The organism is Pseudomonas sp. RT4P38 (assembly GCF_054897765.1).
In genome coordinates, this window is record NZ_CM142703.1 from 3,612,744 (window position 1) to 3,627,998 (window position 15,255).

Annotated in this window: 14 protein-coding genes; 8 read left to right on the top strand and 6 right to left on the bottom strand. The window is 58.2% G+C overall.

The window, feature by feature from the left end; translation table 11 throughout:
- Positions 1 to 30: 30 nt before the first annotated feature.
- Both ACYZT7_RS16635 and ACYZT7_RS16640 read left to right on the top strand, forming a co-directional pair.
- A complete protein-coding gene (locus ACYZT7_RS16635) occupies positions 31 to 795 on the top strand; it encodes an electron transfer flavoprotein subunit beta/FixA family protein (RefSeq protein ID WP_462037440.1) in 765 nt (254 codons plus the stop codon).
- On the top strand, positions 796 to 1,725 hold the full coding sequence (locus tag ACYZT7_RS16640; protein ID WP_462037441.1) for an electron transfer flavoprotein subunit alpha/FixB family protein: 930 nt from the start codon (positions 796 to 798) through the stop codon (positions 1,723 to 1,725).
- Positions 1,726 to 1,767: 42 nt separating this feature from the next.
- Here ACYZT7_RS16640 and ACYZT7_RS16645 read toward each other — a convergent pair whose 3' ends face one another.
- Positions 1,768 to 3,636, bottom strand: a complete 1,869-nt coding sequence (locus ACYZT7_RS16645; RefSeq protein WP_462037442.1) for a sigma-54-dependent Fis family transcriptional regulator — start codon at positions 3,634 to 3,636, stop codon at positions 1,768 to 1,770.
- Between the two features lie 313 nt (positions 3,637 to 3,949).
- On the opposite strand from ACYZT7_RS16645, the gene ACYZT7_RS16650 reads away from it, so the two are divergent.
- From ACYZT7_RS16650 to ACYZT7_RS16675, 6 genes are all read left to right on the top strand, one after another.
- Positions 3,950 to 4,750, top strand: coding sequence for an SDR family NAD(P)-dependent oxidoreductase (locus ACYZT7_RS16650; protein WP_462037443.1), 801 nt, complete (start codon positions 3,950 to 3,952; stop codon positions 4,748 to 4,750).
- Positions 4,751 to 4,876: 126 nt separating this feature from the next.
- A complete protein-coding gene (locus tag ACYZT7_RS16655) occupies positions 4,877 to 6,556 on the top strand; it encodes a flavin-containing monooxygenase (RefSeq protein WP_462037444.1) in 1,680 nt (559 codons plus the stop codon).
- Complete coding sequence (gabD, locus tag ACYZT7_RS16660) at positions 6,553 to 8,001, top strand: NADP-dependent succinate-semialdehyde dehydrogenase (RefSeq protein ID WP_462037445.1); 1,449 nt, start codon at positions 6,553 to 6,555, stop codon at positions 7,999 to 8,001. Before ACYZT7_RS16655 ends, gabD begins: the two co-directional genes overlap by 4 nt.
- 112 nt (positions 8,002 to 8,113) lie before the next feature.
- Positions 8,114 to 9,445: a carbohydrate porin gene (locus ACYZT7_RS16665; RefSeq protein WP_462037446.1), complete on the top strand. Its 1,332-nt coding sequence runs from the start codon at positions 8,114 to 8,116 to the stop codon at positions 9,443 to 9,445.
- Between the two features lie 60 nt (positions 9,446 to 9,505).
- Positions 9,506 to 10,288: a (S)-acetoin forming diacetyl reductase gene (locus ACYZT7_RS16670; RefSeq protein ID WP_128871343.1), complete on the top strand. Its 783-nt coding sequence runs from the start codon at positions 9,506 to 9,508 to the stop codon at positions 10,286 to 10,288.
- 74 nt (positions 10,289 to 10,362) lie between these two features.
- Positions 10,363 to 11,487 carry a glycerol dehydrogenase gene (locus ACYZT7_RS16675; RefSeq protein ID WP_462037447.1) on the top strand — a complete coding sequence of 375 codons (1,125 nt, stop codon included), beginning with the start codon at positions 10,363 to 10,365 and terminating at the stop codon, positions 11,485 to 11,487.
- Positions 11,488 to 11,605: 118 nt separating this feature from the next.
- On the opposite strand, the gene gfa is transcribed toward ACYZT7_RS16675, so the two are convergent.
- The 5 genes from gfa to ACYZT7_RS16700 all read right to left on the bottom strand — a co-directional run bounded on the left by gfa (position 11,606) and on the right by ACYZT7_RS16700 (position 15,250).
- Positions 11,606 to 12,184 carry an S-(hydroxymethyl)glutathione synthase gene (gene gfa, locus ACYZT7_RS16680; RefSeq protein ID WP_462037448.1) on the bottom strand — a complete coding sequence of 193 codons (579 nt, stop codon included), beginning with the start codon at positions 12,182 to 12,184 and terminating at the stop codon, positions 11,606 to 11,608.
- Positions 12,185 to 12,251: 67 nt separating this feature from the next.
- The gene (locus tag ACYZT7_RS16685; RefSeq protein ID WP_462037449.1) at positions 12,252 to 13,361 is read right to left on the bottom strand and encodes an S-(hydroxymethyl)glutathione dehydrogenase/class III alcohol dehydrogenase; all 1,110 of its coding nucleotides are present in this window, start codon (positions 13,359 to 13,361) and stop codon (positions 12,252 to 12,254) included.
- Positions 13,362 to 13,428: 67 nt separating this feature from the next.
- Positions 13,429 to 13,704: a formaldehyde-responsive transcriptional repressor FrmR gene (gene frmR, locus ACYZT7_RS16690; protein WP_103408668.1), complete on the bottom strand. Its 276-nt coding sequence runs from the start codon at positions 13,702 to 13,704 to the stop codon at positions 13,429 to 13,431.
- 185 nt (positions 13,705 to 13,889) lie between these two features.
- A complete protein-coding gene (locus ACYZT7_RS16695; protein WP_462041808.1) occupies positions 13,890 to 14,252 on the bottom strand; it encodes an ArsR/SmtB family transcription factor in 363 nt (120 codons plus the stop codon).
- 14 nt (positions 14,253 to 14,266) lie between these two features.
- Complete coding sequence (locus tag ACYZT7_RS16700) at positions 14,267 to 15,250, bottom strand: LLM class flavin-dependent oxidoreductase (RefSeq protein WP_462037450.1); 984 nt, start codon at positions 15,248 to 15,250, stop codon at positions 14,267 to 14,269.
- Between the last annotated feature and the right edge of the window lie 5 nt (positions 15,251 to 15,255).

Consider the following 15,255-nt stretch of genomic DNA (forward strand, 5'->3'; position numbering starts at 1 on the left):
CGGGTTCAATATTTTGCTATGGAGTTATCCATGAAAGTCCTGGTAGCCATCAAGCGGGTGGTCGACTACAACGTGAAAGTTCGCGTCAAGGCGGACCAGTCCGGGGTCGACCTTGCTAATGTCAAGATGTCGATGAACCCATTCTGCGAAATCGCCGTGGAAGAAGCCGTACGCCTGAAAGAACTCTCTATAAAAGAAGGGCGCGTGGCGACTGAAATCGTCGTCGTCTCCATCGGCGCGACCACCGCTCAAGAGCAACTGCGCACCGCGCTGGCTCTGGGTGCCGACCGCGCCATCCTCGTCGAATCCGCTGAAGATCTGACTTCCCTGGCTGTTGCTAAGCTGCTCAAAGCCGTTGTCGACAAGGAACAGCCTCAGCTGGTGATCCTTGGCAAACAAGCCATCGACAGCGACAACAACCAGACCGGCCAGATGCTCGCGGCATTGAGCGGCTACGGTCAGGGCACTTTCGCTTCGAAAGTCGAAGTGTCCGGCGACAGCGTCGCCGTGACCCGCGAAATCGACGGCGGCGCGCAGACGGTTTCCCTGAAACTGCCGGCCATCGTCACCACCGACCTGCGTTTGAACGAGCCGCGTTATGCGTCCCTGCCAAACATCATGAAAGCCAAGAAGAAGCCTCTCGAAGTGCTGACTTCGGACGCTTTGGGCGTTTCCACCGCCTCCACCAACAAGACCGTGAAAGTCGAAGCGCCGGCTGCACGTAGCGCGGGTATCAAGGTCAAGTCGGTGGCTGAACTGGTCGAGAAACTGAAAAACGAAGCGAAGGTAATCTAAATGACTATCTTGGTTATTGCTGAACACGACAACAAAGTGCTGGCCCCGGCCACGCTGAACACCGTGGCCGCTGCTGCCAAAATCGGCGGCGACATCCACGTGCTGGTTGCCGGTCAGGGCGCTGGCGCCGTGGCTGAAGCCGCTGCGAAAATCGCTGGCGTGGCAAAAGTGCTGGTGGCCGACAACGCTGCCTACGCTCACCAACTACCGGAAAATGTTGCGCCTCTGGTTGCCGAACTGGGCAAGAGCTACAGCCACATCCTGGCTGCCGCCACTTGCAATGGCAAAAACATCCTGCCGCGCGTTGCCGCTGCACTGGACGTTGACCAGATCTCCGAGATCATCTCGGTTGAAAGCGCTGACACCTTCAAGCGCCCGATCTATGCCGGTAACGCCATCGCTACCGTTCAGTCGAACGCTGCGGTCAAAGTGATCACCGTGCGTGCCACCGGTTTCGACCCGGTTGCCGCTGAAGGTGGTTCGGCTGCCGTTGAAGCCGTTGCTGCTGCGCACAACGCCGGCACGTCGTGCTTCGTGGGTGAAGAACTGGCCAAGTCCGATCGTCCGGAACTGACCTCTGCCAAAATCGTCGTTTCCGGCGGTCGTGGCATGCAGAACGGCGACAACTTCAAACACCTGTACGCCCTGGCCGACAAGCTGGGCGCTGCCGTGGGTGCTTCCCGCGCCGCGGTCGACGCAGGTTTTGTACCCAACGACATGCAGGTCGGTCAGACCGGCAAGATCGTTGCTCCACAGCTGTACATCGCGGTCGGTATCTCCGGCGCGATCCAGCACCTGGCCGGCATGAAAGACTCCAAAGTGATCGTTGCGATCAACAAGGACGAAGAAGCGCCAATCTTTCAGGTGGCCGATTACGGCCTGGTGGCGGACTTGTTCGAAGCCGTCCCGGCGCTGCAGCAGGCTTTGTAAGGATCCATCGGCAGGCGCGCAAAGAGCTCGCCTGCCGCAGGCTCAGTCGTAAGAGCCTTTACCGGGCATTTTGATGCCATGCACGTTCACCTTGCGGTATAGCGTTGCCCGGGAAATACCCAGTTCGCGCGCGGCCAACAGGGGTTTCCACCGGTTGCGCACAAGCGTGTCGATCAACGCCTGGCGTTCCGGGCTGCCACTGACGGTCTCCTGACCGTTTACCGGCGCACTCGCGCCGAGCGTCACTGGCAGATCATCCGCTCCGATTACCTCACTTTTACACACGGCGCACGCGTATCGCAGCACGTGATGCAGTTGTCGCATGTTGCCCGGCCAGCTGTAATTCAAGAGCATTTCCAGCGCAGCCTCGCTCAGTTCCACACGCTCGCCCGAGCGCTGGCACTCGTCTTCCAGCAGTGTGTTGATCAATGCCAGTTTGTCTTTGCGTTCGCGTAGCGGCGGTATATCGAAGCGTGCGCCGCTCAGGCGGAAAAACAAGTCTTCACGAAAGCTTCCGGCTTCAACCAGCGTCGCAATATCTCGGTGGCTGGCACAAACCACCTGAATGTCGATGGCCTGGGTGCGCGCACCACCCAGCGGAGCCACCTCACCTTCGCTGAGTACTCGTAATAGGCGGGTTTGCAGGGCCAGGGGCATGTCGCCGATTTCATCAAGAAACAACGTGCCGCCATCAGCCTGCTGCAACAGACCCCGCATGCCTTTGGTCGAAGCGCCGGTAAAAGCGCCAGCGGCATAACCGAATAATTCACTCTCTATCAGGCTCTCGGGTATCGCCGCGCAGTTCACTGCGACAAAGGGCTTGTCTCGACGTTTGCTGGCGGCATGCAGTTGCAGGGCAAAAAACTCTTTGCCCGCACCGGTCTCACCATGGATCAGTACGGGCAAACCGCGGTCCTTGACCCGTATCGCCAACTCCATCGCCTGCGCAACCTTGGGGTCCAGCGCTGATGCCGGGTTGCTGGCCAGTGGCGAGCTGATGGGGCGGCGGGGCGCCTTGAGGCGCACGTGCAACCCCATCGACGGCATAAAGTGGATGCTGTCATCCCCAGCGGCGGGCAGCTTTGCTGAGGCGAAGGCCTCGTCAATATGGGCGGGGATTCGGCCGCAACGCTGTAACAGCAGGCGCCTCGCTGCGGGGTTAAGCGCTTCTATGCGGCCATCCCGATCCCAGGCGAACAGGCATTGCGGTTGGCTGTCAACGTAACCCGGCAGGGGGTGTGCCCGTAATACCCATAGATCTTGGGTGCTGTACATGAAGTACGCATTTTCGAGTTCGGTAGCGCTTTGAATGACCATTTGCCGAATCAAATGCTGACTACGCCTGTCATCTGGGGCACGTACTGAAGAAACGTCCAATACCGCGAGGATCTCGCCGCTGGGTGAAAATATCGGCGCCGCGGAGCAGGTATTGCCAATGAATGCCGCACGGAAATGATCGAGTTTGTGCACGGTGACCGGCAATTTGTCGATTAACACCGCGCTGACAGCTGTCGTGCCTTCTTCTTTCTCCGACCAGCATGTGCCGACGTCCATCCCGGAGCGGCGGTATTCGCCGCGCAGGGCCGAGTCGATCCGGTAGTCGACGGTACAACCGAGCGTATCGGTGAGCATCACGCAGTAGTCGGCGTCGCGAACGCGGCTGTGCAGCCGTGACATTTCATCACCTGCCAGGTGCAGGAAATCGTCCACACGCTGACGGTGCTCATTGATCTGGTGAGCCTCCAACACCCTAGGCCCCTGTAAGGACCCCGGGTCGAGCTTGTAATGCTGTACCGAGCGACGCCAGGAATCGAGGATGGCGTTGGGCACCGGCAGAGTCGGGGCATTCTGGGCAGTGCGCAGTACGCGACTCACGTGTTCCACATGAGTCTTCGAAAAACCAGAGGACATGGTACCTCCGAAGGTTAGATCTTATTTTTCTGTTGATGGCCATTAAAGGCGGCTTGGCCAATCCCTTCAAGCTGAATCCGTCAGCCTGTGCCGGTGAGACATAACCGCTCAGCAGTCGCAGCGTACCACCTGAGACGCGAGCGGTTATGTCTTGCGGCGGCGGGGCGGGTGGTTGTGACCAATCATGCGTTTAGCGCTCTATTCCGGGCGTTGTGGCCGGTTATCAAAGTGTTGGCATCCGACTTGCTCTGTCAGTTTCAGCAGGCCGCGTCGAACGGTCGCATCTCAACAACAATAAAGACAGAGGCAGTACATGAGCGAATTCAACGCTGTGAATTTCTCCCTGAACGGCAAGGTTGCACTGGTAACAGGCGCTGGCCGTGGCATTGGGCAGGGTATTGCGCTGAGCTTGGCACAGGCGGGCGCAGACCTGGTGTTGGCCGACTACGACTTGGGTATCGCGCAAGAGGCTGCCGCCTTGGTCCAGGCCCTGGGTCGTCGGGCTGTGGCACTGCAAGTTGACGTCAGCAAACCCGAGAGTGTCGCCAGCTTGATTGAGCAGGTCAGGGCACAATTTGGCCGTCTGGATGTGGCGGTCAACAATGCCGGCGTAGTCAGCCTCGGTCGGGTCGATGAGTTAGCGGTCAGCGAGTGGGACCGCATCATGAACATCAACGCCCGTGGCGTATTCCTTTGCTGCCAGGCCGAACTCAAACTGATGCGCGAGCACAACTTCGGCCGCATCATCAACTTGGCCTCGATTGCCGGTAAAGTCGGTTTCCCGGACCTATCCCACTACAGCGCTTCCAAGTTCGCCGTGATCGGTTTTACCAACGCCTTTGCCAAGGAGGTTGCCCGCGAAGGCATCACGGTTAACGCCCTCTGCCCCGGTGTGGTGGGCACCGGTATGTGGCGAGGTGATGAAGGGCTTTCCGCGCGTTGGGCGCAACCCGGCGAAACCGAAGCGCAATCCTGGGAGCGCCATCAGTCCAGCCTGCTGCCTCAAGGGAAAGCGCAAACCGTGGAAGACATGGGCCAATTGGCCGTTTACCTGGCGTGCGCGCCTCACGTTACCGGGCAGGCGATCGCTGTTGATGGCGGCTTCTCGCTCTAACTGACCCCGTTCACTTACCAAGTTTATGTCCGCTGAATCCTAATTCAGGGGAGCGGATACGGCTTGCCTGCAGCTTTGCTCTTGAGCTCAAGCCTGCAGGCGCACTGATCGAAACAGGAGAACATAATGACAACTACAGTTCTGGCTAAACGTTCCGTTGGCACCGACGTTATCAACTACGACGCCATTGTGATCGGCGCGGGCTTCGGCGGCATTTACATGCTCAAGAAGTTGCGCGATGAATTGGGCTTGAAAGTGCGCGCCTTTGACAAGGCCGGTGGCATCGGCGGTACCTGGTTCTGGAATTGCTACCCCGGCGCGTTATCCGACAGTGAATCGTTTGTCTACTGCTTCTCCTGGGACCGCGAACTGTGCCAGGAATGGGACATCACCACGCGCTACCTGACCCAGCCGCAGATCCTGTCCTACCTGAACCACGCAGTGGATCGTCACGACTTGCGCCGCGATATCCAGCTTGAAACAGGGATTAGCGCCGCCGTGTTCGACGAGCAGAGCAGTCGCTGGCTGGTCACTGCCGATGACGGTCATCAATACAGCGCCAAATACCTGGTGACGGCGCTGGGCCTGTTGTCGGCAACGAATGTGCCCAAGATCAAAGGCCTCGATCAATTCAAGGGGCACATGTATCACACCGCCAACTGGCCGGCAGATGCTGTGCTGGAAGGCAAACGCGTGGGTGTGATCGGCACAGGTTCGACGGGTTGCCAGGTCATCACCGCGATCGCACCGACCGTCGGCCACCTGACCGTGTTCCAGCGCTCTGCGCAGTACACCGTACCGGTGGGCAACGGTCCGGTCAGTCGCGACTACGTCGAAGACATCAAGCGCAACTATGACGCAATCTGGCAGGAGGTGCGTTCCTCGCGCTTGGCGTTCGGCTTCCCCGAAAGCGACATTCCCACCATGAGTGTGGATGCGGCTGAACGCAAAGCCATCTTCCAACGCGCCTGGGAAGGTGGCGGCGGTTTCCGTTACATGTTCCAGACCTTCAACGATATAGCCACCAGTGAAGAGGCCAATATCGAGGCGCAAAACTTTGTTCGCGAGAAAATCGCCGAGATCGTCACCGACCCAGAAACCGCACGCAAGCTTATGCCACGCGACCTGTACGCCAAGCGCCCGCTTTGCGACAGCGGCTACTACGCCACCTTCAACCGGGTCAATGTGTCGCTGGTCGACGTTAAGGCCAACCCGATTGAAGAGATCACTGCCAGGGGCATTCGTACGGCAGATGGCGTCGAGCACGAGCTTGATGTGCTGGTGTTTGCTACCGGTTTTGACGCCGTAGACGGTAACTACAAACGCATCGATATTCGCGGCCGCGATAATGTCTCGATGAAGGATCACTGGGCTGACGGGCCATCGAGCTACCTGTCGGTGGCCACCGCTAATTTCCCGAACATGTTCATGATTCTGGGGCCTAACGGTCCGTTTACCAATCTTCCGCCGACGATTGAAACCGAAGTGGAGTGGGTCTCCGATCTAGTCGGGTTCATGGAGCAGAACGAGTTGGCCTGCGTGGAACCGTCTGCGCAAAGCGAGCAGGAATGGGGCAAGACCTGCCAGGACATTGCCGATCAGACGCTGTTCGCCAAGACCGACTCATGGATCTTCGGCGCCAATATCCCCGGCAAAAGCAACAAGGTTTATTTCTACATGGGTGGTTTGGGCGCGTTCAGCGAACAACTGGCAGCGGTCAAGAACGATGACTACCGGGGCTTCAAGTTCAAGGCTGTGAGTATTGATCAGGCGCAATCGCGCCGCGCTACGGAGCTCCTGAAATGAAGTTGAACAACCCTCAACTCTTGCGTCATCAAGCCTACATCGACGGTGAGTGGCTAGCTGCCGACAACGAAAGTACCATCACCGTGGTCAATCCATCGACGGGTGTGACCGTCGGCCAGGTGCCGCGCATGGGCAAGGCTGAAACACGCCGTGCCGTCGAAGCGGCCGAGCGCGCGCTGCCGGCGTGGCGTGAGCTTTCTGCCAAGGCCCGCGCCAATGCGTTGCGGCGCTGGTACGACTTGATCATCGAAAACCAGCACGATCTGGCTCACATCATGACCCTGGAGCAGGGCAAGCCGCTGCCTGAAGCGCTGGGTGAAATTGTCTTCGGCGCGTCCTATATCGAGTGGTATGCGGAGGAGGCTAAGCGGGTCTACGGCGATATTATTCCGGGTGCAACGGACAAACGCTTGCTGGTCATCAAGCAGCCCGTGGGTGTTTGCGCCGCCATTACGCCGTGGAATTTCCCCAGCGCAATGATCACCCGCAAAGCCGGGCCGGCGCTGGCCGCCGGTTGCACCATGGTCATCAAGCCGGCCTCCCAGACGCCGTTCTCGGCATTGGCGCTGGTGTACCTCGCCGAACAAGCGGGCATTCCCAGGGGAGTGCTGTCGGTGGTCACGGGCGCAGCTGCAGAGATTGCCGAAGAGCTGACCGGCAACCCGGTCGTGCGCAAGATTTCCTTCACGGGGTCCACCGAGATCGGGCGCCAGATCATGGAAAAATGTGCTCACGACATCAAGAAAGTCTCTTTGGAGCTCGGCGGCAACGCGCCCTTTATCGTCTTCGAAGATGCCGATCTGGATGCTGCCGTTGAGGGCGCACTGGCTTCGAAGTTTCGTAATGCCGGGCAGACCTGCGTCTGCGCCAATCGCCTGTATGTGCATGACAAAGTGTACGACGCCTTCGTCGACAAGCTCGCTTCAGCGGTGGGCGCTCTGAAGATTGGCGATGGTTTCACCGATGGCGTCACGCTCGGCCCGCTGATCGATGGCAAGGCTGTCGCCAAGGTGCGCGAGCATGTCGAGGATGCCTTGGCCAAAGGGGCCAAGGTGGTCCAGGGCGGCGGTGGGCATGCCCAGGGCGCCAATTTCTTTGAGCCCACCATCCTGGTGGACGTGCCGGACACCGCTCGGGTCGCCAAGGAAGAAACCTTCGGGCCATTGGCGCCGGTCTTCCGCTTCTTCGATGACGCCGAAGTCATCGCTAAAGCCAACGACACCGAATTCGGCCTGGCGGCGTATTTCTACACCGCGAACCTGAGCCGGGTGTTTCGTTTGGGCGAGGCGCTGGAGTACGGCATCGTCGGGGTCAACACCGGGATTATCAGCTCCGAAGCCGCGCCGTTTGGTGGGGTCAAGGCATCGGGTGTCGGCCGGGAAGGCTCCAAATACGGGCTGGAGGATTATCTGGAGATCAAATACCTGTGCCTGGCTGGCATTTGATCTGCAGCTGCCCACGTTTCAACTGATTGCTTTCTTGAGTGACCGCGAGGGCGCTGCCCTGCGGTTCAGTCAACGCTTTGTCGTAAACATAAAAACAATAGGGTAAATCGACATGAACATCGCTTGGAAATTGCCGATGGGGATCGGGCTCTTGTCATGCATCGCCGTGCCTGCATCCGCCGACGACGCTTCCTCGAAATGGGGAACCGGAGATTGGGGCGGGGTACGCAGTGAGCTGCTGGAGCAGGGGGTTGACGTGATCGTCGGTTACGTCGGCGAAGCCGCCACCAATGTTCACGGCGGTTATGACCATGACCGCACTGCGCGCTACACCGCGCAATGGGCACTGGGCACTCACATGGACCTGCAAAAGTTGCTGGGCTGGAATGACGCCGAGTTCCAACTGCTGGTAACTGAACGCAATGGCAACAACCTCTCCAACGATCGCGTTTCTGATCCACGCGCGCCGCAACTCAGTTCGGTGCAAGAGGTGTGGGGCAGGGGGCAGACCTGGCGCCTGACCCAGATGTGGTACCGCCAGAAATTTTTCGACAGTGCCCTGGATCTCAAGTTTGGCCGCGTGGGCGTCAACGAAGACTTCGCCAGTTTCCCATGCGACTTCCAGAGCCTGTCTTTTTGCAGTGCACCCATCGGTAACGTCGCCGGTGATGTCTGGTACAGCGGGCCTGTGAGCCAGTGGGGCGGGCGGGTGCGCTACAACCTCGATGAACGCTGGGCGGTGCAGGTCGGGGTGTATGAGCAGAACCCGTCGAACCTCAGCACCGGCAATGGCTTCAAGCTCAGCGGCAGTGGCACCAAAGGCGCGTTGATGCCGGTGGAGGTTATCTGGAAGCCATCAGTCGGCAAAGAAGCCTTACCCGGTGAATACCGCCTGGGTTACTACCACAGCAGTGCTAGCGCCAACGATCTATTCGACGACGTCAACGGTAACCCGCAGGTGTTGACTGGCCAGGCGCCAAAGTCGCGCAGCAGCAAACACGGCGCATGGATCATTGGCCAACAGCAGCTCACTACCCATAACGGCGATGCCTCACGCGGCCTTAGCGTATTTGCCAGCCTGACCGTGCATGACAAGGCCACCAGCGGTATCGAGAGTTTTCAGAACATCGGTGCGGTCTACAAAGGCCCGTTTGATGGGAGGCCCAAGGATGACCTCGGCGTGGGCATCGCACGCCTGAAGGTCAATGACGATGTCACCAAGCGCCAACGCCTGATCAATGACGGCACGGGCATCAGCGACTACGACGATCCGCAGTACGTTCCAGTGCAGCACAGCGAATACAACATCGAACTCAATTACGGCGTACACGCGACCAACTGGCTAACCGTGCGCCCGAACGTGCAGTACGTGCGCAATCCAGGCGGCGTCTACGAGGTGGACAATGCCTGGGTTGCCGGTGTGAAGCTCCAGGCGAGCTTTTGAGCCGGGGCAGGTGTGTGAGCAGTCTTTAACCCCCCATCACGAATAAGAAGGAACACCAGAATGAGTAAGTCCTTGGGAAAAGTTGCTTTTGTAACCGGTGCCGGTCAAGGGATCGGAGAGGCCATTGCATTGCGCTTGGCGGCAGATGGTTTCGCCGTAGCCTGCGCCGATATGAATCTTGAAACAGCCGATCAGGTGGCTGAAAACATCAGGAAAACGGGCGGAAAAGCCCTGGCGATAAAGGTCGATGTTGCCGATCGTGAGGATGTATTCAAGGCCGTGCAGGCAGCGGTGGATGGCTTGGGTGACCTGCATGTGGTCATCAATAACGCAGGTATTGCGCCCATTGCTCCAATCGAAGCGATTACGCCAGAGATCTATCGGCGAACGTTCGACATCAACGTGGGTGGTGTTCTCTGGGGCATACAGGCGGCAGTAAACGCGTTCAAGGCGTTAGGTCACGGCGGCAAAATCATCAGTGCTTCCTCGCAGGCTGGTCATATCGGCAATCCCGACCTGGCGGTGTACGGCGGGACTAAGTTTGCCGTGCGTGGCATCACCCAGACAGCGGCCCGGGAATTGGCTCACCTGGGTATCACGGTAAACGCCTACTGCCCTGGCATCGTGAATACACCGATGATGCGCAAGGTCGCCCAGGACGTGGCCGATAACGCCAATCAAAGCATTGAATGGGGGATGGAACAATTTGCCCAACACATCACCTTAAAGCGACTTTCCCAGCCTGAGGACGTGGCGGCCTGCGTTTCCTTCCTGTCCGGCCCTGACTCCGACTACATGACCGGTCAGGCGGTGATCATTGATGGCGGAATGGTATTTAACTGATTCGTCATCAGCGCAATGGAACGTTCAAGCGTGCACACGTTGAACGTTTTGCGCATGCGACGTGAGGGAGTGAGATGACTATTACCAAAGGCATTGCATCGCCGGCCAAATTTCTGGTCCAGGCCAATGCGCTGGTGGATTTAGCGATTCATGGCAAAGCCTTCGGGGCCAATGCCTATTTGATCTGCGATCAATTTATCGTCGGCCGGGTTCATGAGAAAGCGATGCCGGGGTTCAAGAACGAACAACGCGCGGAGTTGGCCGTGTTTGGCGGGCAGTGTTCCGACAGTGAAATCAACAGGCACGTGGAAGCGGCGTGTGGGGCTGATTATGTCGTTGGGATCGGTGGCGGAAAAACCTTGGATACCGCCAAGGCTACGGCACATTTCCTGAAAAAACCCGTGTTGATCCTGCCGACGTTAGCCTCCACGGATGCGCCCTGTACGGCGATTTCGGTGATTTACAACGACGACGATACGTTTAATCGCTACTTGTTTTTATCCAAAAACCCGGACGTTGTTTTAGCCGACACACGCATTCTGGCGGAACAACCCCCGCGTTTTTTTGCAGCGGGCGTGGGGGACGCTCTGGCCACATATTTCGAGGCTCGGGCGTGTTTTGCCGCGCAACGCGACAATCTAATCTTGGGCAATCACGGCAAGATGCTCAAACCCACATTGATCGGGTTTGCGATTGCCCAAACGTGCTACGAGACCATCAAAAAGTATTCGGCCCAGGCGGCATTCGCGGTGCAGAAGAAAGCCATTACCGCCGCCCTGGAGAATACGATTGAAGCCACCATTTACATGTCGGCTGTCGGGGCTGAGTCGGGTGGTTGCGCCGCTGCGCATGCGATCCATAACGGAATGACCAACGTGCATGATCTGCATGGCGCACAGCACGGCGAAAAAGTTGTGTTCGGCCTGTTTACCCAGCTCGTGATGGAAGCTGCGCCTATGGCTGAGATTGAGGAGGTGGTGGACATTGCGATGGCCGTCGGTTTGCCTTTGACGCTCGAAGACTTGGGGCTTAAACACTTCAAGGAAGCGGAGTGGAGAAAAGTCGCCGAGTTGGCCTGCGATAAAAACGACACGATGCACAACATGCCTTTCACGGTGACGCCGGACCTGGTGTATGACGCGATCGTGGCGACTGACGCATTGTTGCATGGGTTCAAGAGACAAAAGGCTGTGCATTAGCCACTTGATTGAGTACCCGTTTTGAGGCGTCCATAGCGCTCAAACGGTTTGGCGCCGTCAATCGTACAAACGGATTGGCGGCGCCTTTTTTTGAGCACAGAACTGACGGTTACCCGTATTAGTGAGCCTGTGCGATACCTTTGAGCTTGGCGACTTGGGTTGCCAATACATCCATCAAGTCCGGGGACAGGCAGTCGTAGGTCTCCAGTCCGATTGAACGCAGACGCGTGCGGATGCCCTTCATCTGCTCAGGAGGCGTGCCGGTTTCTATGATCGAAGAAACGAACGCCGCGAATCCCGGAGCAGACCAACCAGCCTGTGGCGACAGTTCAGTGTGAACGAAGTCCAGGCCGTAGAAAGCGTGGTCCTTGTTCTCGATGCGCCCGTACATGTGCGCATGACACGCGGTGCAGGCGTGGCGCTGAATGACCGCGTTCTTGTCCACAATAGCGAGCTTGTCTGCATGTGCAGTGACGCTGATAGTGTCACGCGGTACCACCGCAATGACCGCAAATGTCGCGCCCGCCGGTTTCCAGCATTTGCTGCAGCCACAGGCATGGTTATGCAGGGTCTGGGCCGCGATTGTCACCTCGACCTTATCCGCCGCGCACAGGCATTGCAGTGTGCCCCCGGTAAAGTCAGAAGCAGTAGCGGATAGGCCGTTATCCAGTGACGGATGAAGTTTGATATCGCTCACTGTGTATCTCCAGATCGGTAAGGAACTCGAAATGACCCGAGGGGCTTTGCGCCCCCTGGGCTTCACGTCAGTACTTGATGACGGTGCGGATCGACTTGCCTTCATGCATCAGGTCGAACGCTTCATTGATGCGTTCCAGTGGCATGGTGTGGGTGACAAAAGGCGCCAGTTCGATCTCACCTTTCATGGCGTCCTCAACCATTTTTGGCAGTTGCGTGCGGCCTTTGACGCCGCCGAACGCCGAGCCTTTCCAGGTGCGACCGGTAACAAGCTGGAAGGGACGTGTGGAAATCTCCTGGCCCGCGCCAGCGACGCCGATGACGATGGATTGCCCCCAGCCACGGTGCGAACTTTCCAGCGCAGCGCGCATGACATTGACATTACCAATGCATTCGAACGAGTGGTCGACACCCCAGCCGGTCGCTTCGATAATGACCTGCTGGATCGGCTTTTCATGATCTTTCGGGTTGATGCAATCGGTGGCACCGAAGGACTTGGCGAGTTCAAACTTGCCCGGGTTGGTGTCTACGGCAATGATGCGGCCGGCCTTGGCCTGGCGCGCGCCTTGAATAACGGCAAGACCAATACCGCCAAGACCGAATACTGCAACGGTGTCCCCCGGTTGTACCTTGGCGGTGTTGTGCACTGCACCGATCCCCGTGGTTACACCGCAGCCCAACAGGCATACATGCTCAGGGTTGGCGTTAGGGTTAATCTTCGCGACAGAGACTTCTGCCACTACGGTGTACTCGCTGAACGTCGAGCAACCCATGTAGTGATAGAGCGGCTGGCCATTGTAGGAAAAGCGCGTAGTGCCATCGGGCATAACGCCTTTACCCTGGGTCTCTCGGACCGCCACGCAAAGGTTGGTCTTCCCGGATTTGCAGAACAGGCATTCGCCGCATTCGGCGGTGTACAGAGGGATAACGTGGTCGCCGGGCTGGAGGCTGGTGACGCCTTCGCCCACTTCCACGACGATGCCAGCACCTTCATGGCCCAGGACCACAGGAAACAGGCCTTCAGGGTCATCACCCGACAAGGTGAAGGCATCGGTATGGCACACACCGGTATCGGTGATCTTGATCAGCACTTCGCCTTTGCGGGGTGGCGCAACATCGATCTCGACGATTTGAAGTGGCTTGCCCGGTTCAAATGCAACTGCAGCTCGGGATTTCATAAAGGTTTTTCTCCAAGTGGTAATGCTCGTATGGCTGGTGCAAGGTAGGGCCCGAAAGGTTCGGTGCTTACTTGAGGTAAGTGCGCACCAGTGAAACCACTTCATCGATCGAGGCACGCTGTGCCTGCGACGTGTCGGTTAGCTGTGAAAACTCTTCCCTGAGATGGCTCTCTAGAACGCCAGCCATCAAGCCGTTTACCGCGCCACGCAGCGCTGCAATCTGCTGCAGAACCGGGCCGCATTCGGCGCCTTGTTCAAGTGCAGCTTGCAGGGCATCCAGTTGGCCCCTGACCCGATTGACTCTGCCTAATACACGTTTTTTTTCTGCGGGCGAATGTGGCATTGAACGTCTCCAGTATGGGCGTGGTGGCCATCGTACGCCGGTACTGAGGGGAGCATGTGAATATACTGGCTGGGAGTATATTGGCCTGCCTTGCAAACAAACATCGGCATTTTGTTTGGGGACTGATCGCAATCTGTTTCTAATGGCCCGCGGTGCGCCGGCTGCAACGGCTATGGAGCGAGTGTCTAGAGGGGGCGACCAGGTTGAATCTGGAGTTGGTCTCGTAGCGAGATCGCCAGCGCTTCTACTGCCGCCTCGTTGCGCCGATAGAAGTGAAAGGTGCCCGTCCGACAGACATCAACCAAGGCTGCCTCCCTGAGTACGGCCAAATGTTGGGACACGGTGGATTGGGACAGGCCGCAACGTTGCGTGATCTGGCCGACACTGATTCCCCGTTCAACGTCCCACTCCTGCTGGGGGAAATACAAAAGTGGCACCTTTAGCCACTTTAGGATTTCCCGTCGCAGCGGGTGGGCAATCGCGCGCACAGCGGCATCGACGTCAGGCGATGGGCATTTTTGCTGTTTTTCACACATGGACTGTCCCATCGCTCCAGGCTGGATCAACCCGCCATGTCGGCCAAGGATTCGGCGATGAGTTGGTAGGATCGGCAGCGAGCCTTGGCGTCATAAATGCGCGCATCAATGATCACTTCGTCCACTTGGGTCGTTGTAATGAACTGGCGTAGCCAACTGCTGACGTCGTCCTGGTCACCTGTCGCCGTGCACTGCATCGCCTGATTAAGCGTGTGCCGATCAATATTTGTAAGCGTATCCATAAAGCCCTCCGAGGGGCGTGGTAACGGGCCTGCTTTCCCGGCGTACAGGTTGCACACCCACTGCCGGTGAGAGCTTGCGATGTAATCGGCTTCGGCCCGTGAGGGGGCAGCAAAGACATTGACGCCTGCGATCACATAAGGCTGCTTGAGCGCCGCTGATGGGCGAAACGAAGTACGGTAATGTGTAATCGCATCCATCAAGAAGCGCGGCGCGAAATGCGAGGCGAATGCGTAGGGCAGCCCCATCTTTGCGGCAAGGTCTGCGCTGTTCATGCTCGAACCGAGGAGCCAGAGGGGTACGTCGTGGGTTCCGGGAATCGCCCGGACCGGCTGATGCCCGTTGTCTGCCAGATAGTCCTGCAAGTGTTGAATATCCTGCACGAAGTCCCGTTCCGATGCGTCACCGCGTAAGGCGCGAATCGCCGCCCCGGCTGAACCCGGCGCTCTACCGATACCCAGGTCGATGCGGCCAGGGAACAAGGTGGCCAATGTGCCGAACTGCTCGGCCACCATCAATGGGGAATGGTTGGGTAGCATTATGCCGCCAGAGCCCACACGCAGGGTGTGGGTGGCCGCCGCTAGATGCTGGACGAGCAGGGTGGTTGCCGAGGACGCTATGCCCGGCAGGTCGTGATGCTCGGCGATCCAGTAACGCTTGTAACCATGGGCTTCCACATGTCGGGCCAGTGCGACCGCGTCATCCAGCGTGTCAGTGAAGGTTTTACCTTCGCCAATCATCATGAGGTCAAGCACAGAGAGGGCAGTCATTGCAG